This is a genomic window from Bacillus coahuilensis m4-4 (assembly GCF_000171615.1).
In the GTDB taxonomy this organism is placed as follows: Bacteria; Bacillota; Bacilli; order Bacillales; family Bacillaceae_K; genus Bacillus_T; species Bacillus_T coahuilensis.
In genome coordinates this window covers 23,423-46,314 of record NZ_ABFU01000055.1, presented here as the reverse complement: position 1 = coordinate 46,314, position 22,892 = coordinate 23,423, and the positions used below count along the sequence as shown (strand labels likewise).

Here is a 22,892-nt window from a genome sequence, read left to right as displayed (position 1 = left end):
CTGAGGAGCCGAATGGCTCCTTTTCGGTTTCAACACAACATTAGAAAACTTGCTCTACTTCTACAACTCCAGGTACTTCTTCTAATAATGCGCGTTCAATTCCAGCTTTTAGCGTAATTGTAGAACTTGGGCAGCTGCCACACGCTCCTAATAAGCGTAATTTCACCACTCCATCTTCAATATCCACGAGCTCGCAATCCCCACCATCACGTAATAGGAATGGGCGTAACTTATCTAATACTTCTTTAACCGGCTTACCATCTCTTGATCTGTCATGCTCATTAACTCCTTTCGATACTACTCTTTATTATAATAATTATTGAGAAAAAAATCTATTCTTCCGTCTATATTTTCAATTGGCATGTTTATCCGTTCCGTTTTTGAGAATATTTGATAAAATAAAAAAGAGAGAAACAAATTAGTCGAAATGGGGAATAGTGATGAAGCATGCGGTACTCTATATTTACGGAGCTGAACAATTATGTGCAAGCTGTGTCAATTTACCATCTGCAAAAGAAACACATGAGTGGCTTTTGGCTGCTTTATCGAGAAAATTTCCAAACCAACCATTTAATATAGAATATGTAGACATACATAATCCGCCACAAACAGAACATATCAAACAATTTGCAGAAAGAGTGATTCATGAAGATTTGTTCTATCCTGTAGTGGTGCTAGATGGTGAAATAATTGGGGAAGGTAATCCTAAACTAAAGAACGTGGTTTCTAAATTTGAAGAATATGGCTACATAGCTGAGTAACGCAAAAGGTGCAAAACCAATCGTTTAGCACCTTTTATGTTCCAGTATAATAAGAAGTATTATTCTCAAGCTTTTCTTGTTTGCCAGCAAGTGTAGTAGAGGTTTCGACGATGGTGGCTGTAAGATTTTTATTAAGATCAATCGAATAAGGAATGTTTAATTTCTTTCCTTGTTCTTCAATAATACGGATAATGGGGCGTTCAGAGTTAATGTTATTTTGCTTAGCAACAATACCTCTTCTTCCGTCATTTAGTGTAACAGTCAGTCCAGAAGGATAAATGGCGACCGTTTTTCGAAAGGCTCGAATGACATTGAGGTCAAATTGTGTCTCGGCTCCAGCGAATATGAGTTCCATTCCTTCATGAGGAAGGATAGCTTGAGAATAAATGCGGTTAGAGGTGACTGCATCGAAAACATCAGCCACAGCAATAATTTTAGCGAATAAATGAATATCCTTATTCTTTACACCTCTTGGATATCCTGAACCATCTAATCTTTCATGATGCTGATAGGCAATATGAGCGCTAACTAAAGAAATTTCATGACATTTTCTTAAAATTTCAAAACCGAACTGGGAATGTTTCTTCATTTCACTATATTCTTCTGGCGTTAATTTTCCAGGTTTATTTAAAATGGATTCTGGCACTTTAGTCTTTCCGATATCATGTAGTAAAGCGCCAAGCCCAACTGTTACGATCTCTTCCTCTTTTAATCCTAGCTCTTTTGCAATGGCAATAGAGTAGATGGTGACATTTAATGAATGATAAAACGTGTAACGATCATGACCGATGGCGTTCGATAACAAGGAAATCGCTTCATGGTGTTGACTAATATCTTTGAAAATTTGTTTTACCGTACTTTTAAATCCTCGCCCTAACCGATCTAATAAAAGTGTACTTGAGACAACATCTTTTTCAGATACATCTTCAAATGCAGTTTGAATACTCGTGATCGCTTCCTGTTTCGTTTCTTCTGAAATTGGATAGTTTGGTTCTATTCCCTTTGACTCTTCATCATCAATATATAAGTAGGTGATACGTAAATCTTGTAGTTTTTGGACCATTCTATCGGTGATTTTTACCCCAGATTGAATCAAAACCTGTCCCTTTTCATTCATAACAGGCTTGCCTAGAATCATTCCTGTCTTTAATGTGCTATTCTCTATAAGCCTCATGCTAAGATGCCCTCCTTCATATCGACCGTCCGTGTCTCTATACCTATTATAATCGAAAATGGGGACGCTTAGATAGAAATGATTTTGTGGATAACTAGGAATTTAGAATCATTTTCATACTAAAAACCCTAGAAGGGTTCTAGGGTTTAGATGTTTAGGTTAATTGCGTGTTCTAACGTAGAGGAGATCGTCACTTGGGTAAAATCAATCCCCAACTGAACAGCCGTTTGAGCAATCTCAGGGCGGATACCAGAAAGGGTTGACTGAACCCCGATTAATCTTAAGCTCTCAATGACTTGAAATAGTTGTGCCGCAACCATTGTATCAACAATCATCACTCCGGATAGGTCAATAAAGAGATGGCTGATTTTCTTCCTCGCACATTGTTCTAATGTATGCTCTACTAATCTTTTACTTCTTGTCGTATCAATGTCTCCAATCAGAGGCAGGATAGCTGTATTGTGATTTAACTTAATTATTGGCGTACTGAGTTCATGAATAAGTTCTTGTTGAGCCTGTAGTTTTCTCTCTGAATAGGTGAAATGTTCTCTAGTAAACCAGGTTATAACTTTTGCATACGTGTCTGTGATTAAATGGAGAAATCGGTTTTCTTCATCTTTTGAATAACGTTTAGGATATTCACGAATATATGTATAGAATAAATCTAAATATTGCTCTTGAGTTCTAAAGAACTCCTTTAAAATATGGTGTATGGGGGTATTTAAATGCTGCTCGTCTTCAGCAATTTCAATAATCCAATCTTCAAAATTCCGTTCAAAATCTAGCTCATCATCAATAAATACTCTACTAAATCGTTTGTGAAACTCATAGTTTTGTTGTTTAATTATTTCAATAACGAATGGATCCGTTGAAGAATAAACCCCTTTTGTTTCTCCTTTATCTAAAGAATCATACCAATTTTCGGTAAGCTTCCATGTTTGGTCTATAAAATACTGGTATAGATTTTCTGGCATTCCGGGAGAACCCCTTTCACCTAGGTATAGTTAAATTTAATACATGAAGAATACTCTGTCCTCATCATCTCATACTTATGGTATGAATGCGATGTTGAGGTTTTTAAATAGAAAAAGAAAGGGTGGCCCTTTCTTTTTTGAGTTAACCATTATGATATTTATACATCCAGAGTACGCCAGACTTTAAAAGTCGTGCCATACGTCCTGTTAGAGATACTTCATTAACTAAACCAAATCCATGCTTTTTCCCTAATGAACCGAGGATCCCTTTTAATTTAATGGTAGGAAGTTCTTCTGGTAGAGGCTCCTGTTTCCATCGTTTTAAAAGGACTTGAACGATTTGCTCTGCTTGACCTTCAGCGAGTTGTGCACTCGGTGCGTGAGGTAAGCTTGCGCAATCCCCAACAACATATACGTGTTCATCATTTGGTAGATTGTGATAGTTAGATAAAATAACTCGTCCAGATGGATCGGTTTCTACATTCATTTCTCTCACTACTTGATTTGCTTGAATTCCTGCCGTCCACACAATAATATCGCAATATATCTTTTCGTTGTGGTTGATCAATACGTTTGGCTCAACTGAGGTAATATTTGAATGATTAATAATCTCGACTCCGTTATCTTTAAACCATTCTTCAATGTAATTACTTAGTCGTTCAGGGAAGCTTGAGAGTACACGTGAGCCTCTGTCAAATAACTTAACATTTAGATCTGGTCGACTTTCTCGTAATTCACTTGCAAGTTCAATTCCGCTAAGTCCAGCTCCTACTATACCTACTATGGAATCGGCAGGTAAATTCGAAATAGCTTCATATGTTGCACGAGATTTTTCAATGTTTTGAATACTATACGTATTCTCTTTCGCCCCTTCAATCCCATGGTATTTATCTTCACAACCTAATCCAATGATTAGGTCATCATATTCAACCTGCTCCCCGTTATTTAAGTGAATCGTTTTGGAATCGACTTGAATATCACATACCTCACCGTATTTAATCGACAATCTTGGGTGCTCAGGAAATGTTACACGAACCGCTTGGTCAGATATCGTTCCTGCAGCAAGAGCATAATATTCTGTTTTTAAGCAATGGTAAGGCACTCGATCAATTAATGTGATGGATACATCTTCTGGAAGTTGGTTAGGCAAGAGACGTAGCAAGACACGCATATTCCCATACCCACCACCTAATAACACTAGTTGTTTCATGAAAATTTCCCCTTTTACTTACTCAAGACTTTTAAAAAATAGTATATTAATATATTAATAGGTGAAATGTGTGATAACATTTCGTAAATGATATAATATAATTGCTCTAATTATTAAAAGTATATCGAAATATTTACAAATTCACAATAAATTCTAGGGAAAAAGTTCACAATATGTTATACCAATTAGACGAAACAGAACCATTGACGTTTAGAAGAGAAAGGGATAGGATTACAGTGTTAACTTTTTTGAGGTGATACAATGAAACCTATAATAGAATTTTGTATAAGTAATCTAGCAAGTGGTAGTCAAGAGGCACTGGAAAAGCTAGAAAAAGATCCAAATTTAGATATAGTAGAATATGGCTGCTTAGGGTATTGCGGAAAGTGTGCTATGTCTCATTTTGCTCTTGTCAATGGGGAAGTGGTAACTGGGGACACCCCTTTACAGCTGGTGGATAATATTTACAACTTCCTGGAAGAAAATCCAATGTTTTAAACCTCATAAAAAAAACAGAGAGACTGGTTCATTCAGTCTCTCTGTTTTTATACACTCGTAGCAAGCATCTTAGACGCTTGTCGAGCTGAGTACCATTGATCCCTGGCCATTTCAACTAATTTTACGTCTTTTGTTTCTCGTTTCTTCTCTACCACTTTAGAAAAGTATTGTACGGCTTCTTTATACATTTCTAGCCTTCTGTAAATCTCTCCTATTACGTATAAAAGTCTAACATCTGTCATTTTGGTACTCTTATTTTCGCCTTTTTGATAAGCTGCACAATAGTGTTGAATCGTTTTCAATAAAACAACGCGTTCTTGCTCAGGCTGATTTAATAGGCGATATATCCATGCCAATCGTAAATAGTAGCCACCAATTACGAGGTCGGTTTCTCTTTTTATTTTTCCGCACTCAATAGCTAGATGAAACAGATCAATAGCTTGATCGTATGTACGAGTTGAACAGTAATCCTTATTTTGGTTATTCATTAATTCTTGAATCTTCGTTGTGCTAGTTGGAAAAAAATAAGAACTCGTCTCTTCAGAGAATGAAAAGTGACACGTTGGACAATGGTGAATATGATAAAGTAAAGGATTATATTCTAATACAGTGTATCTAGGGCAAAAGTCCTCATCTCGACCACTAAAATGAACAAATCTCGTTCTTATTTTTGTTGTTTGAAAGGTTTCCTGGCAGAGAGGACAGGTGGTGGATTGCTCATAATATGGTGTTAATGTTGTCATGTAGATTCTCTACCTCCTTTTGTCATGTGTATATATTACTATAAAAATAGCGGATTGGGTATATTTAGCTAGCACCTTTTTTAAAGTTGGATTTCTTGTCGTGATGGATGCTAACAGGTATACTGTATAAATAAGAAAAAGAATTTGCCTGATAGGAGGTTACGAAATGAGTGAAGTTGTTATTATAACTGAAGCAGCGTCCTTTCAGATTAAAGATATGATGAAACAAAACGAAGAAGAAGGTGCGTTTCTTCGAGTCTCTGTTAATGGTGGAGGATGCAGTGGTCTTTCCTATGGAATGGGATTTGATCACGAACAAAAAGAAGATGATGTCGAGGTACAACAATTTGGACTTCATATCCTGGTCGATAAAGAAAGTGCTTCTATTTTAAATGGCACAACCATTGATTATAAGCAGTCCTTAATGGGCGGAGGCTTTACCATTGATAATCCGAACGCCATCGCCGCATGCGGTTGTGGGTCTTCCTTTAGAACGGCAACGAAGACGGGTACGCCAGAGGAATGTTAAACAAGTAGGATGTTTCCTGATTACTAAAAGGTAATCTAGGTTTTTTTTTGAAAAAGCTAGGGGAGAGCAAATGACTTTATTCCGAGTAAAAAGGTATGTATAATATGTGTTAAAAAAGGTAGGATCAACATGAGTATTCCGAAACCATTGGTTCAAACCAATCAACTTTTTATCGTTGTTTCTGTTATAGTTGGATTATTTTTACAACCGTTAATTCTTTGGCTACCATTTTTAGTAGGAATCATTACTATTTCTACGAAGAAAAATCCTATTATGATGTTAGGTAAAAACTTTTTAAGGAAGCCTATTACAGCATACATGTTAGAGGATCGTGATCAGCAAATCTTTAATCAATGGATTGCCACCATTCTGATAGGAATGACTATCCTCTTTTCATTCATCGGATGGTCAACCGCGTCGATGGTATCTGGGTTAATGGTCGTATTTGCTAGCACTCTTGCTTTAGCTGGATATTGTATTGGCTGCACCATTCGCTATCGTTATAAAATGTGGCAATACCACCGCAACGTAAAAAACGCTCAGGAGTGAGCGTTTTTTACGTTTAAGTCCGTTTTTAAAGCTTCTTTTATTTCATCGGTGCCTTTACTAATTTCTACTATTTTATTATGAGCATCTTTCATATCAATTGCTGCAACTAATGCTGCGGCCACATCGTTACGGGAAATTTCGCTCCGCTTATCTTTTAAATGCTTTGCGGCTGTTATTAAGCCAGTTGCTTCATCATTTGTTAGGCTAACTGGACGAATGACTGTATAACTTAATCCACTATCAAGTAAATGCTGATCAGCCTTTTGCTTCGCCTTTAAATAATGCTGCATTTCGTCTGGTCCCTCTTCTGGATGATCTGTTCCGATTGAGCTTAACATAATAAAATGCTGAATGTCGTGATTTTTTGCATAATCTACAGCTTTCATTGCACCATTTTGGTCAACGGCTGTTGTTTTATCTGGACCAGTGTGAGGTCCTGAACCTGCAGCAAATATTACAGCCTCAATGTCTTTAAAGGCAAAATCAAAATCCTCTTCTAAATCACCTAAAATAGGGAAAGACCCTAGATCTTTCATTTTTTCCATTTGTTCTTCTTTTCGAACCATACTATAAACGGTGTGATCTTCTGATTTACCTAGTAGACGAACTACCTCGGTGCCAGTGGTTCCATTTGCTCCAATTACTAGTACGTTCATATTGTCCTCATCCTTTGTTGTTTAGTTTAGTCCTTTTACTTATACCCGTTTTAAGTACGTGGTAATCACCTGAATGGAAGAGGTAAGATAGTGAGCTAGCAGCTCTTAATAGGATGGAGAGGAAGCAGAAGAGCCATATAGTAAGTGTTTGAAAATGTGAATGTATAAATTAGTAGCAAATAAAAAAGAACTTAAAAAATCGAACGATCACGATTTTTAAGCCTTTACTTATAGCCCTTACTTATCAAAAAGAGATGTACTATGAAGTGGTTGCACACGTGCTTTTGGATCCATATAAGCTTTAGCATTATTCACTGCAGTAGGAGCTTCACCAAAACCAGCGGCAATTAATTTCACTTTTCCATCATACGTACAAATATCACCAGCAGCATAAATTCCTTCAATATTTGTTTCCATACGAGAGTTCACGACAATCGAATTCTTTTCAATGTTTAGTCCCCAGTCTTTAATTGGTCCTAAAGAAGAAACAAATCCATAGTTACAAATCACATCATCCACATCTAATGTAATCGTGTTCTCTCCTTTAACCTCTTGGAGCTCTACCTGAGTGATAAGACCATTGTCTGAAACTAATTCAGTAGGAACATAAGGAGTAGTCACTTCTACTTTAGAGTTCATTAACTGTTCTACGCTATGCTCGTGTGCACGGAACTTATCACGGCGGTGAACGAGTGTTACTTTTTCAGCAATAGGTTCTAGCATTAATGCCCAGTCAACCGCTGAATCACCACCGCCAAAAATGACGACTTTCTTGCTTCTGAAAGCTTCTAAATCATTCACAAAGTAATGTAAATTCGTTTTCTCGAATTCAGAAGCATTTGGAAGGTCAAGACGACGAGGTTGGAATGCACCGTTACCAGCCGTAATAATGATGGTTTTACTATAATGGATTTCCTCATTCGTCGTTAATTTGAATGTTCCATCTTCTAATTTTTCAACAGATTCAACAGCTTGTTCTAATGAGACTGTTGTTTCAAACTGATCCATTTGCGTAATAAGATTATTAACAAGTTCTTGAGCACGTACTTTTGGGAATCCAGCAACATCATATATGTATTTTTCAGGGTATAAAGTAGATAATTGCCCGCCCAGTTGAGGTAAGCTTTCAATAATTTTGACACTTGCTTGTCTCATTCCACCATAAAAAGCAGTGAAAAGGCCAGTAGGTCCACCACCGATTATCGTAATGTCATATACTTTTTGATTCTCTTTCAAACGTAATCCCTCCTAATGAAAATACACTTAAGTATGCTCTATTGTACCATAATAATGAAAAAAATTCTCATTATTCACTTGTAATTTGTCGGAAAATTCTCAAGATACTTATATCCTATATATATCTTGAAAATATACTTTAAAAAGAATAATATGTAATATGGGCATTATGTTAAGATTTTATGACATTTTTTATTTGTGTATAGCCACATTCGTGAAAACTATCACATATTAGTTTTATTGATAAAAATAGCTTTTGCGGTGGAAGCTAACAATACAAACATCGTACCTATACTACTTAAAGTGGATGTGATTTAGATGAGAAAGCCAAGTATCGTTATTCTAGGTGGAGGATATGCAGGGTTAATGACTGCGACTCGCCTACAAAAGCAACTAGGAAAAGACGAAGCACAAATTACACTAATTAACAAACACGACTACCATTATGAAACAACATGGTTACATGAAGCTTCTGCTGGTACATTACACCACGACCGTGTGCGTTATGATATCGCTAGTGTGATTGATCGTAGTAAAGTAAACTTTATGGTGGCTACGGTTGAGGAAATTCAATCAGCTAACAATAAAATCATCACAGATGCAGGCGAAGTACCTTACGATTATTTAGTTGTGGCATTAGGTGCTGATAGTGAAACATTTGGGATCCAAGGACTTAAAGAACATGCATTTACGATCACAAACGTTAACCAATCTCGTCGTATCCGAGAGCATATTGATCTTCAATTTGCTACGTATGCTGCAGAAGATGAGAAGAAGCCAGAGCGCTTAACGATTGTCGTTGGTGGTGCTGGTTTTACTGGTATCGAATTTTTAGGAGAGCTTGGAAACAGAGTTCCTGAGCTTTGCCGTGAGTATGATATTGATCCTAAGAAAGTACACGTCATCTGTGTAGAAGCTGCACCAATGATCCTTCCTGGATTTGACGAAGAACTTGTGAAGTATGCAAAATCTAAGCTTGAAAGTAAAGGCGTAGAATTCCGTATCGGAACACCTATAAAAGAGGCAACTGAGACAAGCATTATCGTTGGTAAAGGGGAAGAAGAAGTAGAAGAAATCAAAGCTGGTACGATCGTATGGGCAGCGGGTGTTCGTGGAAGTTCATTAATTGAAACTTCTGGGATTGAAAACATGCGCGCTCGTGTAAAAGTAAACCATGACCTACGTGCTCCTGGTTTAGATAATGTTTTCGTTATCGGAGACTGCTCTCTAATAATTAACGAAGAAATTAATCGTCCATACCCACCAACGGCTCAAATTGCTATGCAGCAAGGTGAAGTGGTTGCACGTAACTTAACAGCACTTGTAAAAGGACAACAAGAAGGTCTTGAAACATTCACACCAGATTTAAAAGGGACTGTATGTTCATTAGGAGAAGACGATGCAATCGGTGTTGTATTTGGTCGAAAGCTAACGGGTACAGCGGCATCATTTATGAAAAAAATGGTGGATAACCGTGCATTATTCTTAATCGGTGGATTAGGTTTAGTTCTTAAAAAAGGTAAATTTAAATTCTTTTAATAAAAAAAATTGCCCGCCACACAATGTGGACGGGCATTTTTAAATTAGATGACAGTATCAGAAGATGGCTCTTCTTTTTCTTTCGATAAAAACCAACCACCTACTGCAATTAATAATAACACCACATAGAAGGTGATTTTCCAACCTGGAGATTTAGGGAAGCTTTCTTCAATCACGCCCAGTGCAGGGTGGGCTAACGTGTATACAGCAAGCTTCACCCCAACCCATCCAACAATCATAAAAGCAGCGATTTCTAACCCAGGTCTAGAATGTAATAGTCTAACGAACTGGTTTGCCGCAAATCGCATGATAATTAAGCCAATTAATCCACCAGCAAAAATGACAAGGAATTTCCCTCCATCTAACCCTCCAATTTCAGGTAGAGGAGTATTGGGTAAAGTTAGGGCAAGTGCAACCGCAGCTAAAATAGAATCAATAGCGAAGGCAATATCTGCTAATTCTACTTTTAATACAGTACCCCAAAAGCCAGCTTTTTTCTTTTGCTTATCTTCTTCGATTTCTTCATTTGGATTCTTTTTAAAGGCAACCTTACGCAGTATGTGATTAAGAGCGATAAATAGTAAGTATAGAGCTCCTATTGCTTGAACCTGCCAAACATCTACTAGGAATGAAATCACAAATAACGAAGCAAAACGGAATACAAATGCACCTGCTAATCCATAAAAAAGTGCTTTTTCCGTTCCTCTTCCGGCAAGTGCTTAACCATAATCGCAAGAACTAGAGCATTATCTGCTGCAAGTAACCCTTCTAGTGCCACGAGTAAAAGTAACACCCAGCCGTATTCTAATAACAATGAAACATCCATTCTTCATTTTCCCCCAATTCTTTTTTTCTGTGTGTAAAATGATTGTACCTTCTATTAGAATGACCAAGTAGAAACGTTTTAGCATACAAAAAAGACCTTTACCACTATTCGGTAAAGGTCTTGCTAACAACAGTTAGTTGCCAACAAAGCCGAGAGCATTAAGCTCTGAAATGACGACTTTGCTGTAAAAGCTACTCCCCTTTAGGAGACGTATTCTACTTGATGTGTTAATAGTAAAGGAATATCAGAAAAGTGTCAACATTTATTTGGCTTGCTGCATACTGCCATTTTTTCATAAGATAGAAGAAAGGAAAGGGTGACAGGATGAAGAGAAGGAAAGTTTGGATGTGTGTAGCTGGCTTAGTCATTAACGAGAAAGGAGAATGGCTAGTTGTTAAGAAAACGTATGGTGGATTAAAGGGTAAATGGAGCATTCCAGCAGGTTTTGTTGAGAGTTCTGAGACGGCCGATGAAGCTGCGATTCGAGAAGTAAGAGAGGAAACAGGTATCTTAACTGAAGCGATTGGCTTAATTGGAATGAGAACTGGGATTATAAATGAAGAAATCAGTGATAATATGGTTGTATTTCAATTGAAACCTCTATCAGCTTACATTCAGGTTCCCAAAAAAGAGATAATGGATGCGCGCTTCCTTCATCCAGAAGAATTTGACGAGCATCAAGACCTATCTGTTATGCTTTTAGAAATGAGGAGTTCAAAGAGAGTGTTGCAGCGTAAGATTGATGGAATCGATCCAGGAGATGTCTTTGGATATACAAGCTATCGTTTATTTTTTTAATATTTATAAAAGGGTGAAATTGAAAGAAAATGGAACATAAAACAAGTTGTTTGCGCTTACATTAAGGGATTCAGATGAATATCAACCTTTTCACTTTTCAAAAACAATGATATATTATCAGAAAATTAAGAAAAGAAAGGGAGATCCTAAATGAAAAGTGGTACATCATACAAGGACAAGAGATGCTCATACTGTTATGGTAAAGGTTATTTCCAACTTGTATTAGGTGGCTCTGAAACATGTCCATGTTGTCAAGGGAGTGGCAAAGAAATTAAGTAGAATCTATCTCGTATGTTGACGAAATGGCCCTCTTTCAGTACACTAAAAATTAGTGTTCTAGGAGGTGTCAAAGCAATGGACATAGCTCAATTTGTACTTTCAATCTTAATATTTATTGTACTGTTTTTTAGTATAGGATTTCTGTTAAATATGTTACTACGTATGACTTGGGTCATGGCAGTTATTTATCCAATTGTTGTTATTTTTATTATAGACGGAGTCAAGTTTATTGATTACTTTAGAAATACTAGTGTGGCATTCTCGTCTTTACAGGATGCATTCTTCCACCTTAAGTGGGTAGATATCACTGTACTGACGAGTGGTCTCGTTGGAGCTATATTATCTGGAATTGTCATCAAATTATTACGTAAGCAAGGTTATCAGATGTTTTAATGAAAAGCATATCCTCTGGGTATGCTTTTTGTTTTGAGTGTGTTGAATAACAGTGCCCAATTTTTACAAAATGGTAAAATCTGTCCTGGGAAAAATCGTCAACAACTCCTAAATTGTGAAATAATTTGATAATTTCCACACTAGGATGAATACTTTTTATTTTTTTGGGAAAGTACTATTCTTGGGAGGAGTAAAATTCCATGAATAGTTTAAAGACGTTATTAAAACGAAGTATGATGTGTATTTTAGTAGTATTAGCACTAACGACAACTGCAGAGAGTATCTCTGGGGTAGAGGCGTCATCATTAAGAGATATGCTTTTTAAGGCTTCTGTGGAGAAGACAGATGACAGGACACATAGTAGTAAAGAAGTTTCTTTAGTGAAAAAGCTGCTAGCCTCATTATCTCCAACGAAAACAAGTATTTCATCTAGTGAAAAGGTGGTTGGACCACCTCAGACTCTCGAAGAAATGGACTGGTCACAATACCAACAAACTAAGGTAGTGGCGACTGGGTATACTGCAGGATATGAGTCAACAGGAAAAACGGAAGGTCATCCGGAATACGGAATTACATACTCAGGAGTCAAAGTGAAACGAGATTTATATTCAACGATTGCAGCAGATTTAACTGTTTTTCCAATAGGCACCATTCTTTTCATCCCAAATTACGGATACGGTGTAGTAGCAGATAAAGGGTCCGCTATTGTCGGAAATAAAATTGATTTATACTACGATACGGTTGAAGAAGTGTACAATGAATGGGGAAAACAAACAGTTGATGTGTATGTCGTTGAGTGGGGGAATGGAAAATTATCAGAAGATGAATTAAAGGCTTTAAACGAAGCCCAGGAAATGCAAGTATTTAGGACCCAGTATACGAAAACTGGAGAAGAATAAGAAAAGAAGAGGGTGTTCCCAAAAGATTATACTCTTGGGACACCCTCTTCTTATACTGTTTTTAACGAATCTTTTAGCGGAGTATAGATTTCTGGATGCAGGAGGCACCCTAGCTTATAGGCTCCTTGTATGAGTCTAGGGGAAGGTCGACAGTATAATTCTTCTTCTAGTAATAAGATTTTTTCCTGTCGAACAGCTTTCATCTCGTTCCATTTAGGACGTTTTTTAACAAGCCCTGCGTTCATTTTTTCTTGTTGTACACCTACCCAAGCGAGTGCAATAACATCAGGATTGTGTGACCTTACCTCCTCCCAATCGGTCTGTATACTTGCTTGATTGAGATGAGAAAAAATATTATAGGCACCCGATAGTTCGCTTACTTCAGTAAGCCAGTTGATCCCTCCAGGAGAAAAAACTGGTTTTGGCCACCACTCAAAATAAATGGAAGGTGGGGAAGTGACGGACATTGATGCTTGTTTAAGTAGGTTCACGTCATGTAAGAAGTCCTCTGCCGTACTAGTTCCTGCTTTTAGATTATGTATCGTTTTTCCTAGAACCACAAGATCATCGGCAATGTCCTTTAAACTTTGTGGATTCAATACGATGTGATGGATTCCTCTTTGTATGAGCTGTTCAATGTTACGTTCCATTCCAGGTACGCTTAAAGAAGCGACAACTAAGTCAGGAGATAGGGCTTCCACTTTGTCCATATCTATTCCTAAGTCTCTCCCAACGCGAGGTAAGTGCTGAATCGAGGATGGCCAGTCAGAGTCATCATCTAATCCAACAAGTAAGTGAGAGAGCCCCATAAATACCATTAATTCTGTGTTACTAGGACAGATTGATAGGACACGAATATGAATTACCCCCTTTAATGGATAATGAAATGAAGGACCAAAGTGAGAATAACTCCTGATATTCCACCGAAAAATACTTCAATAGGCTTATGTCCGAGAAGTTCTTTTAATTCCTTTTGCTTTTCTTTATCTGGTTTATGAGTCCAGCCTTTTGCTTCAGATACAAATCGCTGGAAATCTCCTGCAAGCTTGTTCAGCACAATAGCTTGCTCTCCTGCTTGTCGTCTTACACCAGTAGAATCAAACATAACAATAATTGCAAAAATTGCAGCAACGGAGAATACCGGAGAATCTAATCCTGTTTCAAGTGCTACTCCAGTTGCTAGGGCCGTAACAGCCGCACTGTGAGAGCTTGGCATTCCACCTGTTGATGTAATAAGGGACCAATCCACTTTTCTAGTAGCAATAAATTGTATGGGAACTTTAACAAATTGGGCAAAAAAATAATGGCTGCTAAAGAAGCCAAAAGAGGAAAATTTTCTAATACATTCATCATGTGCTGCATCCTTTCACGAACGAATCAACGCTCTTTATCAGTTACTTTATTATACCACATAACCATATGGAAAAACGTTCACCAGGAAAGAGGAAAAGTCTACATGACATGATAAAAGACTAGACTTGTTTTATAATAATAGTAGGAGGGGTTATTATATGAAATTTTCAATTAATCATAAATCATTAGAAGAGAATCTTGAAGTGATGGTTGTCGGTGTGTATCATCGTAATGAAGTTCAAGGGTACCTAAAAGAAGTGGATGAAAAATTTGATGGTGGCATAACAGAGCTACTTAAATCAAAAGACATTTCATTTCATAAAAAACAAATTTCTATGCTACATACACTTGGAAAATTGAATGCAAAACGTCTGTTATTTGTTGGTTTAGGACGTGAAAAGGACTTAACATTCGATGAGTTAAGGGAAGCATTTGGACGTGCATCAAAAAAGTTAAAATCCTTAAAAGTATCTCAGGTAGGATTAGAGCTAGATAGCTTTGTTTCAGAGAAGTTTACAACGCTAGATGTAGCACATGCCTTTTCTGAAGGCTTTACTCTTTCTACCTATCAATTTGATGGATATAAAGAGAAGTCAAATGAACCAGAAGTAACAATTGAGGAAGTACATGTATCATCAAGTGGAGATTCAGCAGAAATTCAATCTGCTCTAAAAGTAGGAGAAGTGTACGGTCAAGCAACCAATTCAGCTCGAAATCTTGTGAATATGCCGTCTAATATGTTAACGGCAACTAGCATGGCAAATTACGCCTTAGAACTCGCAAAGCGCTATGATTTTGAAGCAGAAATTTTAGATAAGGAACAAATGGAAGAACTAGGAATGGGCGCTTTACTAGCTGTAAATCAAGGTTCAACAGAACCACCAAAAATGATTGTGTTAAAATATCAAGGAAAAGACGACTGGCATGATGTGATTGGCCTTGTAGGAAAGGGGATTACCTTTGATACGGGTGGCTATAGCATTAAGCCAAAAGACGGTATAGTAGGAATGAAAACAGATATGGGCGGAGCAGCTTCTGTACTTGGGGCTATGGAGATTATTGGAGAATTAAAACCTGAACAAAACGTAGTGGCTGTCATCCCTTCAACTGACAATATGATTAGTGGACATGCATTTAAACCTGATGATGTGATTACTTCTATGAATGGGAAAACAATTGAAATTTTAAATACAGACGCAGAAGGTCGATTAGCTCTAGCTGATGCTGTCACATACGCAAAACACCACGGAGCAAATTATATTATCGATGTAGCAACACTTACAGGTGGTGTGATTGTTGCACTCGGATATGACAAGACGGGTGCGATGACAAATGATGAATACTTATTTGAGCAAATCCTTGAGTCATCTCATGAAGCAGGGGAATTCATTTGGCGCCTACCCTACACCGAGGGAGACAAAAGACGTGTTCGAAAAAGTAAAGTAGCCGATTTGAATAATTCACCTGGACGAGATGGCCATGCTCTATTTGCGGGTGCATTCATTGGAGAATTTGTTGAAAGCACACCATGGGTACATTTAGATATTGCTGGTACTTCCGTAGCTAAATCACCAAATGATCTAGGTCCAGATGGAGCTACAGGAGTGATGGTTCGAACACTAGGTGCATTCGTAGAAACATTCCAACCAAAAGAATAAAGTAATCACAAAAAAGTTGTTCTTCGGAACGGCTTTTTTCTTATTTAAACAATTTAAAAACAATTTGTTGACAGCACTTAAGATCATCTGTTACATTAATAATCGTATTTTATTACTCTACCAATTTAACAAACTAAAGTATTTTGTTAGAGGAATTCATCACGATTAATGAACTTGAGGTGTTAGAAATGAATGCTGTTATTATTGCTGTGCTAGTTATGCTTGTCTTAAGCTTGTTACGAATAAATGTAGTCATTGCTCTAGTCGTTGGAGCTTTAGCTGGAGGACTAAGTGGCGGGCTTGGCCTTGAAGGTACACTGAAAGCTTTGACAGAAGGTCTTGGAGGAGGAGCAACCATTGCTTTAAGCTACGCGCTATTAGGAGGGTTTGCTGTCGCCATTTCAAGTACTGGGTTTCCCAATTTACTCGTTAATATTATGGTGAAGCTTGTAGGAAAAGAAGGAGAGTCTAAGCGAAAGGTTTTATCTAAAGTAGCACTATTATTGGTGATCTTAATTATATCCATTATGTCTCAAAATGTTGTTCCAATTCATATTGCATTTATACCTATTTTAATTCCACCTTTACTTAAAGTTATGAATGAACTAGGCTTAGATCGTCGTTTAATCGCTACGGTAATAACATTTGGACTTACGGCTCCATATATTCTTCTACCGTATGGTTTTGGTTTAATGTTTCATGAAATTATCGCTGAGAATATGGCTACGGCAGGGATGGATATACGATTGAGCGATGTCCCAAAAGCCATGTTAATTCCAGTAGGTGGAATGGTCATCGGTCTTTTGACAGCCATTTTTATCTCGTATCGTAAGCAACGTAGGTATATTCAAGTTGATCTTACGAGCGATGAGGGTATAGAAGATGTTCCTTCTAAATGGAATATTATCGCTTCTAGTATTGCGATTATCGTCTCTCTCTTTATTCAGATTGAAACAGATTCGATGATTCTAGCTGCACTGACTGGCTTACTTATTTTATACATGACAAAAGCAGTTGAATTTAGCCGGAGCGATGAACTACTAACAGAAGGTATGAAAATGATGGCATTTATCGGGTTTGTCATGATTACAGCAAATGGATTCTCAAATGTTGTAAAAGAGACTGGAGACGTTGCCGTTTTAGTGGATCAAACTTCATCTTTTATAGGTAGTAGCCAAACCCTAGGGGCTTTACTTATGCTAATTGTCGGATTATTTATCACAATGGGAATAGGATCTTCCTTTGCAACCATCCCGATTATTGCCACTATTTTTGTTCCACTAGCAGCGGCGCTAGGGTTTAGTCCATTGGCAACCATTGCTATTATCGGAACAGCAGGTGCGCTCGGTGATGCAGGAGCCCCAGCTTCAGATAGTACACTTGGTCCAACGGCAGGATTAAATGCAGATGGCCAGCACCATCACATATGGGATACTTGTGTGCCAACATTTATTCATTTTAATATTCCACTAGTAGTATTTGGGTGGATTGCCGCATTAGTATTATAATAGAGGACCGTTCCAGAGGATGGGACGGTTTTTTATATAGGGGATTATGTACCAGTTATTGCACTATCGTAAACGTTGATGTTTGAGAGTGAACTACTAGCTTTACTTAGTAGTGAGATGCATTCATTTCCGTAAAGATGGTGCCCAGTTCAAATCCTCAAAAAAAGAATCCTTTAAAAGCACCATGCTCCATAAGTAAGAAAATAACAACCAAAGAACCAAGCATTCAACCCCTTATCAAAAAATCATTCCAATTTCCCAACAAAAATTAAGTTAATGCCCACTCCAACCTGCCGTATCCTCCATAATATGTATGGAATGCCCAAATCAAAGAGGAGGAAATATAGATGTATGATTACAGACGACCTTATGGCAGAAGACCATACGGAATAGGGAGAAGACCATTTGGTGGTGGATTTTTCTTTGGCGCTCCACTTGCTGCCGGTTTATTAGGGGGACTGGTTGGAGGAGCTATCGCACGACCTAATTATCCTCTATACCAACCATATCCTTACTACGGCTATCCTGGTTACTACCCATATTATTAATGAAAACAAATACCACGCAAGCCAAGGCCTGCGTGGTATTATAATTTAACGCCATCTTACTGACAAGTCGACTTTACAACAATCTGCTGAGCCATCTGATTCCATAAAATGAATTGAGAAACCGTCTGGATTAAAGTTGAGGCTAGGTTCAGTTGTCATACCGATAGAGTTGACAAGCTTCTTCACCTTTTGGTTATCTGATTGTTGAGCTGCATCCATTATATGGGTGGCGAACTGAACATCAGTGGAAATTTTTTTCATTAATAAGATCCCGTCCTCCATGATAGGTAATGTCGTCTTTGCAGAATTCATAAAGATATTTGGATCAACTGGCGGGAAATCTCTGTGGGGCACTTGAACTGGATAAGGGTATCTCATGGTTCTGGACGATACAGGTCTTTGTATAGGGGGATAAAATGGGTGATATCGATACATACTTTCACCACTTTCATTGTTTTGTATAAGGCTATGATAGGGAAGTTTGAGTTAGACCAAAACCGCAGCAGGAAACAAGTAGTCGTATCTCGAAAGAGAAAGTGTTGGGAATAAAAAAAGGGGGAAGAACAATGAATATGGAACATACGTTAATACATAATCTCGGTATGGAACTAAAGCAGTTAGAAGAGGGAAAGGTCATTATGACGATGCCTGTAGATGAACGTACAAGGCAGCCATTAGGCTTTTTGCACGGGGGGGCTTCTGTAGCCTTAGCAGAAACAGTTGCCAGCTTAGGAGCTGTGCATTTGATAGATGAGGAGCAGGAGATTACGTTTGGATTAGAGATTAATGCCAATCACATTCGTTCAAAACGAGATGGTATTGTCACAGCAACAGGGAGGATACAACATAGAGGGCGAACCACACAAGTTTGGGAGATTCGAATTACAGATGAAAACGATAACTTAATTTGCTTATCTCGTTGTACTATGGCAGTGGTAGCAAAAAGAAAGTAGGTTTGTTTTAAAGGAAGGGAGGGAATGGATGGGCTAAGGAGATGATAATATGCCTTGGAACCAAAGTGATTATCCAGCCTCAATGAAGAATCTAGCTGAACACACTCGGAAGAAAGCCATTGAAATAGGCAACGCGCTGTTAAATGAAGGTTATGAGGAGAGTAGAGCCATTCCCATTGCTATTTCACAAGCTGAAAAATATACCAACAGTGACGAACAAGCCCATTACGTGATTCAGTATAGAGAAGAGGAATGGAAGATGATGAAAGAAGGTCATCAACATGTCATCCTTTCTAGTGGAACGAAAGAAGAACTAGTACAAAAAGCAAAGCCTTATGTACAGGATAAAGGTGGAGTTCTAACGATTTATAAGTTAGACGGTAGTGTAGAAGATACGTTATATGAAGGATAAAAAAGAGGTGCTGGTATCATACCGGCACCTCTTTCATTATTATTTTCCTTGCTCAAGCTTTTCTTTATTTTCTAAATCGTCCTGGACACTACCTTCCCATAATTTTACTCCAGAGTTATAGGCAGCACGAGACAAGAGATGACCCGCGACAGGAGAGGTAATAAAGATAAAGGCAATCCCTAGAAGGAGCCTTGAATTAAAGTGACCATCTTCTAAAAAGTAAAGAAATGTCCCAAACAATAACAACATGATTCCAAGTGTGGCACTCTTTGAAGCTGCATGATTTCGAGTGTACACATCTGGTAATCGTAAAACCCCATAAGCCGCAACTAAAGCAAGTAATGCCCCACCTAAAATAAATAAGGCAATCAGTATATCCAGTCCAATATTAAGAATCTCGGTCACGTTCAATAATCACTCCTTTCTCAAGAAACTTTGCAAAAGCAATCGTTCCAATAAAAGCAAGAATTCCGATTAATAAGATGACCTCTAAAAACGCAAACGAGTTAAATACAATCGATATGAGCGCCACCACTCCGACAAGATTGATACCAAGTGCGTCAAGTGCGACAACCCTGTCCGGTACACTTGGCCCTTTTACGACACGATAGATTAAAAGCAACATGGAAATGGAGATAATACCAAGTGCTACAATTACTATGCTGTTAATCATTAGCGAGTCACCTCCATGATTGCCTTTTCAAAGGTGTCACGGATACTAGATACTGCTTCATCCACATCATCAATGTCTAGCGTGTGGATATAGAGAATAGAATGATCATTTGAAACATCCACCACTAATGTCCCAGGTGTTAACGTAATGAGATTGGAGAGAATCGTAATCTCCCAATCAGATGACAACTTGGTTGGATAAGCAAATATTCCAGGTTTAATGTCAATCTTAGGGCGTAAAATTGTTTTTAAAACAGAAATGTTAGACAATAACAACTCTCGAATAAATATAAGTAGTAAAACCATCACGGCCCAAAACTTATATACGTATAATTTAGATGCAAAGAAGCGTCTAAACGCAATAATGATTAACAACCCTAGTAGGTAGCCCACAATAAAACTAGAAGGCGTGAAGGATACAGCTAGAAACATCCAAAGAAAGGCTAGAAAAAAGTTTAATAGTACTTGAAAAGCCATAACGCTACTCCCCCCTTAAAACTGCTTCAATATACATGTCTGGATTAACAATCGTTTCCGTCGCATCTGAGATATATGGATAAATAAGTTCTGCATTAAATCCATACAATACAGCCACTGTAACCAGAGCAATAGAAGGAATAAGGAGTTTTCCTACTGGTATATGATCAGCCTTATATTCAGTAGGCTTTCCAAAAAAGCCATTAATAAAAATTTTCATTACACTATACAGAACGAGTAAGCTAGAAAGTAGGATGATCCCAGCTCCTATATAATTCCCTTCTTCAAATCCACCTTGAACAATTAGCAGTTTTCCAATAAACCCACTTAATGGAGGAATACCAGCTAATGATAAAGCTGCAATAAAGAAAGTCCATGCAAGTAGCGGGAACTGCTTAATTAGTCCACGCATTTGTTTTAGATTGCTTGTTCCCGTAATTTTAATCATAATGCCAATTAGTAAGAATAGGGCAGCTTTGATGACCATGTCATGCAACACATAAAAAATGGAACCTTCTATGGAAGTAGATGAATTCACCGAGACACCAAATAGAATAACACCTACAGCAACGATTACATTATAAATAATGATTTTCTTAAGATCCCAGTAAGCAATTGCGCCAATGACGCCAACAACTATTGTGAGAAGGGATAAAATCATTAAAACGCTATGGGTAAACCCAGTTTCATGATAGAAAAATAGTGAGTATGTTCGCAAAATACTATATACCCCAACCTTCGTAAGAAGTGCACCGAAAAGCGCTAGGATAGGTGCTGGTGGTGCATAGTACGAACCAGGAAGCCAGAAGTATAACGGGAATATCGCTCCTTTTAACCCAAATACGACAAGAAAAAGCATGGCGATTACGGTGATAATTCCTGGTTGATTACTTTCGGCTATTCTTTCTGAAATTTGAGCCATATTTAGCGTACCTACAACAGAATAAAGGAACCCAACAGCAATAACAAATAGTGCAGATGAAATGATATTCACTAATATATATTTGATAGATTCTCGTAATTGAATTTTTGTACCACCTAATACAAGGAGTACATAGGAAGACATGAGCATCACTTCAAAGAATACAAAGAGGTTAAAGATATCTCCCGTAGTGAATGCCCCGTTAATCCCTACTAATAAGAACTGGACAATTGGATAATAGTAGAAGGTTTCACGGTCTCTTCCGATTGAATGAAACGAGAACATTATGACAAACAAGGTAATCACAGTGGCGGTTAATACGAGAAGCACAGACAGCATATCGGAGACTAGCGTAATTCCATATGGTGCTTCCCAGCTTCCTAAATTTAACGTTTGAATCCCGTCTGTTTTGACCTTAGCTAATAAAATACTCGTTGCAATTACTGTGCCGATTAAGGACAGAACAGAGACGATTCGCTGTATTTCAATTCTTTTATGCAACAACATTAAGGCGATTGCGGTCAAAAGAGGGATGAGGATCGGCAATAATAATAAGTTAGTCATTTCCTTCAGTTCCTCTCATTTGGTCCATATTATCTGTTCCAATTTCTTGATACGCACGATAAGCGAGAACTAAGAAAAAGGAAGTCACCCCAAAGCTAATAACAATAGCTGTTAAGATTAAGGCTTGTGGAAGTGGGTCTACATAATCCTTAGCATGTTCACCAAGTAAAGGAGCAGCACCGTCCTTAAGGCCTCCCATCGTAATTAAGAGCAAATGAGCTCCGTGGCTTAATAGACCAGTACCAATAATAATTCGTAATAAGCTTTTTGATAACATGAGGTAGACAGCACTCATGAATAAGATTCCAATCACAATACTCATTAATATTTCCATTATTCGCTCTCTCCAATCGTTTGAATAATGGTCATCGTTATTCCGATTACGACCAGATATACTCCAGTGTCAAAGATAACAGCTGTGTGTAACGATTGTTCACCTAAAAGTGGTAAATGAAAGTACTCATAAGCATGGGTTAAAAACGGTACATCAAATAATAACGCCCCTGCTCCAGTACCAACGGATAATAGTAGTCCAATAGCTGTCATAATCTTATAGTCAAAAGGAAAAATGGTCGCAACCGTTTTAATATCAAATGCTAATAATAGTAAAACAATTGCCCCAGAAGTCAAAAGACCCCCAATAAATCCTCCTCCGGGATTATAGTGTCCTGCAAAGAACAACTGAATGGAGAAAAGTACAATGATGAACGCGGCAACCGTTGTAATGGTTTGGAGCACAACATCGTTCGGTTTCACATGCT

Annotated in this window: 28 protein-coding genes and 3 pseudogenes; 14 read left to right on the top strand and 17 right to left on the bottom strand. The window is 37.8% G+C overall.

All coding sequences use genetic code 11. The annotated features are described in order from the left end of the window. Positions 1-40: 40 nt before the first annotated feature. Positions 41-250, bottom strand: a pseudogene (locus M44_RS23410) (NifU family protein); the annotation flags it as partial. Positions 251-440: 190 nt separating this feature from the next. Between M44_RS23410 and M44_RS14160 the strand changes: the two are divergent. After that, positions 441-761: a YuzD family protein gene (locus M44_RS14160; RefSeq protein WP_010174566.1), complete on the top strand. Its 321-nt coding sequence runs from the start codon at positions 441-443 to the stop codon at positions 759-761. A gap of 34 nt (positions 762-795) precedes the next feature. On the opposite strand, the gene M44_RS14155 is transcribed toward M44_RS14160, so the two are convergent. The 3 genes from M44_RS14155 to M44_RS14145 form a co-directional block, all read right to left on the bottom strand. Beyond that, positions 796-1,935 (bottom strand): HD-GYP domain-containing protein, encoded by a 1,140-nt coding sequence (locus M44_RS14155; protein ID WP_010174565.1) that lies wholly within the window; start codon positions 1,933-1,935, stop codon positions 796-798. 146 nt (positions 1,936-2,081) lie between these two features. Beyond that, the gene (locus tag M44_RS14150; protein ID WP_010174564.1) at positions 2,082-2,909 is read right to left on the bottom strand and encodes an STAS domain-containing protein; all 828 of its coding nucleotides are present in this window, start codon (positions 2,907-2,909) and stop codon (positions 2,082-2,084) included. A gap of 142 nt (positions 2,910-3,051) precedes the next feature. Next, positions 3,052-4,119, bottom strand: a complete 1,068-nt coding sequence (locus tag M44_RS14145; RefSeq protein ID WP_010174563.1) for an NAD(P)/FAD-dependent oxidoreductase — start codon at positions 4,117-4,119, stop codon at positions 3,052-3,054. A 261-nt stretch (positions 4,120-4,380) separates the two neighbouring features. Between M44_RS14145 and M44_RS14140 the strand changes: the two genes are divergently transcribed. Then, complete coding sequence (locus M44_RS14140) at positions 4,381-4,617, top strand: YuzB family protein (protein WP_010174562.1); 237 nt, start codon at positions 4,381-4,383, stop codon at positions 4,615-4,617. A 47-nt stretch (positions 4,618-4,664) separates the two neighbouring features. Here M44_RS14140 and M44_RS14135 read toward each other — a convergent pair whose 3' ends face one another. Beyond that, positions 4,665-5,360, bottom strand: coding sequence for a DUF2225 domain-containing protein (locus tag M44_RS14135; protein WP_010174561.1), 696 nt, complete (start codon positions 5,358-5,360; stop codon positions 4,665-4,667). A 166-nt stretch (positions 5,361-5,526) separates the two neighbouring features. Between M44_RS14135 and M44_RS14130 the strand changes: the two genes are divergently transcribed. Both M44_RS14130 and M44_RS14125 read left to right on the top strand, forming a co-directional pair. Next, the gene (locus M44_RS14130; protein ID WP_010174560.1) at positions 5,527-5,889 is read left to right on the top strand and encodes a HesB/IscA family protein; all 363 of its coding nucleotides are present in this window, start codon (positions 5,527-5,529) and stop codon (positions 5,887-5,889) included. Positions 5,890-6,018: 129 nt separating this feature from the next. Continuing rightward, a complete protein-coding gene (locus M44_RS14125; RefSeq protein WP_010174559.1) occupies positions 6,019-6,438 on the top strand; it encodes a DUF4395 domain-containing protein in 420 nt (139 codons plus the stop codon). Here the strand turns inward: M44_RS14125 and M44_RS14120 are convergent. Next, the gene (locus tag M44_RS14120) at positions 6,429-7,094 is read right to left on the bottom strand and encodes an SDR family oxidoreductase (RefSeq protein ID WP_010174558.1); all 666 of its coding nucleotides are present in this window, start codon (positions 7,092-7,094) and stop codon (positions 6,429-6,431) included. The two genes, M44_RS14125 and M44_RS14120, sit on opposite strands and share 10 nt — an antisense overlap. Positions 7,095-7,331: 237 nt before the next feature. Then, the gene (locus M44_RS14115) at positions 7,332-8,330 is read right to left on the bottom strand and encodes an NAD(P)/FAD-dependent oxidoreductase (RefSeq protein WP_010174557.1); all 999 of its coding nucleotides are present in this window, start codon (positions 8,328-8,330) and stop codon (positions 7,332-7,334) included. A 318-nt stretch (positions 8,331-8,648) separates the two neighbouring features. Here M44_RS14115 and M44_RS14110 point away from each other — a divergent pair, with 318 nt between their 5' ends. Further along, entirely contained in the window at positions 8,649-9,869 is a 1,221-nt protein-coding gene (locus tag M44_RS14110) for an NAD(P)/FAD-dependent oxidoreductase (protein ID WP_010174556.1), read from the top strand. Positions 9,870-9,913: 44 nt separating this feature from the next. Here M44_RS14110 and M44_RS23405 read toward each other — a convergent pair. Beyond that, positions 9,914-10,695, bottom strand: a pseudogene (locus M44_RS23405) (TerC family protein). A gap of 324 nt (positions 10,696-11,019) precedes the next feature. Here M44_RS23405 and M44_RS14100 point away from each other — a divergent pair. The 4 genes from M44_RS14100 (at position 11,020) to M44_RS14085 (ending at position 13,064) form a co-directional block, all read left to right on the top strand. Then, entirely contained in the window at positions 11,020-11,493 is a 474-nt protein-coding gene (locus M44_RS14100; protein WP_040365458.1) for an NUDIX domain-containing protein, read from the top strand. Positions 11,494-11,643: 150 nt separating this feature from the next. After that, the gene (locus tag M44_RS30000) at positions 11,644-11,772 is read left to right on the top strand and encodes a YuiA family protein (RefSeq protein WP_010174552.1); all 129 of its coding nucleotides are present in this window, start codon (positions 11,644-11,646) and stop codon (positions 11,770-11,772) included. Between the two features lie 75 nt (positions 11,773-11,847). After that, entirely contained in the window at positions 11,848-12,165 is a 318-nt protein-coding gene (locus M44_RS14090; protein WP_010174551.1) for a YuiB family protein, read from the top strand. 200 nt (positions 12,166-12,365) lie between these two features. Beyond that, positions 12,366-13,064 (top strand): 3D domain-containing protein, encoded by a 699-nt coding sequence (locus tag M44_RS14085; RefSeq protein ID WP_010174550.1) that lies wholly within the window; start codon positions 12,366-12,368, stop codon positions 13,062-13,064. 50 nt (positions 13,065-13,114) lie between these two features. On the opposite strand, the gene M44_RS14080 is transcribed toward M44_RS14085, so the two are convergent. Both M44_RS14080 and M44_RS23400 read right to left on the bottom strand, forming a co-directional pair. After that, positions 13,115-13,906 (bottom strand): cobalamin-binding protein, encoded by a 792-nt coding sequence (locus M44_RS14080; protein ID WP_337444119.1) that lies wholly within the window; start codon positions 13,904-13,906, stop codon positions 13,115-13,117. Between the two features lie 29 nt (positions 13,907-13,935). Continuing rightward, positions 13,936-14,414 (bottom strand): annotated as a pseudogene (locus M44_RS23400) (divergent PAP2 family protein). A gap of 161 nt (positions 14,415-14,575) precedes the next feature. Here M44_RS23400 and M44_RS14070 point away from each other — a divergent pair. The 3 genes from M44_RS14070 to M44_RS14060 all read left to right on the top strand — a co-directional run bounded on the left by M44_RS14070 (position 14,576) and on the right by M44_RS14060 (position 18,131). Next, positions 14,576-16,075 carry a leucyl aminopeptidase gene (locus tag M44_RS14070; RefSeq protein ID WP_010174547.1) on the top strand — a complete coding sequence of 500 codons (1,500 nt, stop codon included), beginning with the start codon at positions 14,576-14,578 and terminating at the stop codon, positions 16,073-16,075. A 188-nt stretch (positions 16,076-16,263) separates the two neighbouring features. Further along, positions 16,264-17,583 carry a Na+/H+ antiporter family protein gene (locus M44_RS14065; protein WP_010174546.1) on the top strand — a complete coding sequence of 440 codons (1,320 nt, stop codon included), beginning with the start codon at positions 16,264-16,266 and terminating at the stop codon, positions 17,581-17,583. 347 nt (positions 17,584-17,930) lie between these two features. Next, positions 17,931-18,131, top strand: coding sequence for a hypothetical protein (locus M44_RS14060; protein ID WP_010174545.1), 201 nt, complete (start codon positions 17,931-17,933; stop codon positions 18,129-18,131). A 45-nt stretch (positions 18,132-18,176) separates the two neighbouring features. Here M44_RS14060 and M44_RS14055 read toward each other — a convergent pair whose 3' ends face one another. After that, positions 18,177-18,566 (bottom strand): YuzC family spore coat inner layer protein, encoded by a 390-nt coding sequence (locus tag M44_RS14055; protein ID WP_010174544.1) that lies wholly within the window; start codon positions 18,564-18,566, stop codon positions 18,177-18,179. Positions 18,567-18,703: 137 nt separating this feature from the next. Here M44_RS14055 and M44_RS14050 point away from each other — a divergent pair, with 137 nt between their 5' ends. Both M44_RS14050 and M44_RS14045 read left to right on the top strand, forming a co-directional pair. After that, positions 18,704-19,084: a PaaI family thioesterase gene (locus M44_RS14050; protein ID WP_010174543.1), complete on the top strand. Its 381-nt coding sequence runs from the start codon at positions 18,704-18,706 to the stop codon at positions 19,082-19,084. Positions 19,085-19,133: 49 nt separating this feature from the next. Beyond that, a complete protein-coding gene (locus tag M44_RS14045; protein WP_010174542.1) occupies positions 19,134-19,496 on the top strand; it encodes a DUF2188 domain-containing protein in 363 nt (120 codons plus the stop codon). A gap of 39 nt (positions 19,497-19,535) precedes the next feature. Here the strand turns inward: M44_RS14045 and mnhG are convergent, their stop codons facing one another. The 6 genes from mnhG to M44_RS14015 are packed head-to-tail and all read right to left on the bottom strand — an operon-like array spanning position 19,536 to position 22,887. After that, positions 19,536-19,901, bottom strand: coding sequence for a monovalent cation/H(+) antiporter subunit G (gene mnhG, locus M44_RS14040; protein ID WP_010174541.1), 366 nt, complete (start codon positions 19,899-19,901; stop codon positions 19,536-19,538). Continuing rightward, the gene (locus M44_RS14035) at positions 19,885-20,169 is read right to left on the bottom strand and encodes a Na(+)/H(+) antiporter subunit F1 (protein WP_010174540.1); all 285 of its coding nucleotides are present in this window, start codon (positions 20,167-20,169) and stop codon (positions 19,885-19,887) included. Before M44_RS14035 ends, mnhG begins: the two co-directional genes overlap by 17 nt. Then, positions 20,169-20,645, bottom strand: a complete 477-nt coding sequence (locus M44_RS14030) for a Na+/H+ antiporter subunit E (RefSeq protein WP_010174539.1) — start codon at positions 20,643-20,645, stop codon at positions 20,169-20,171. Before M44_RS14030 ends, M44_RS14035 begins: the two co-directional genes overlap by 1 nt. 4 nt (positions 20,646-20,649) lie before the next feature. Further along, positions 20,650-22,131 carry a Na+/H+ antiporter subunit D gene (locus M44_RS14025; protein WP_010174538.1) on the bottom strand — a complete coding sequence of 494 codons (1,482 nt, stop codon included), beginning with the start codon at positions 22,129-22,131 and terminating at the stop codon, positions 20,650-20,652. Further along, the gene (locus M44_RS14020; protein ID WP_010174537.1) at positions 22,124-22,465 is read right to left on the bottom strand and encodes a Na(+)/H(+) antiporter subunit C; all 342 of its coding nucleotides are present in this window, start codon (positions 22,463-22,465) and stop codon (positions 22,124-22,126) included. The genes M44_RS14025 and M44_RS14020 overlap by 8 nt, the downstream gene beginning before the upstream one ends. Continuing rightward, positions 22,465-22,887 (bottom strand): Na(+)/H(+) antiporter subunit B, encoded by a 423-nt coding sequence (locus M44_RS14015; protein WP_029326895.1) that lies wholly within the window; start codon positions 22,885-22,887, stop codon positions 22,465-22,467. Before M44_RS14015 ends, M44_RS14020 begins: the two co-directional genes overlap by 1 nt. Between the last annotated feature and the right edge of the window lie 5 nt (positions 22,888-22,892).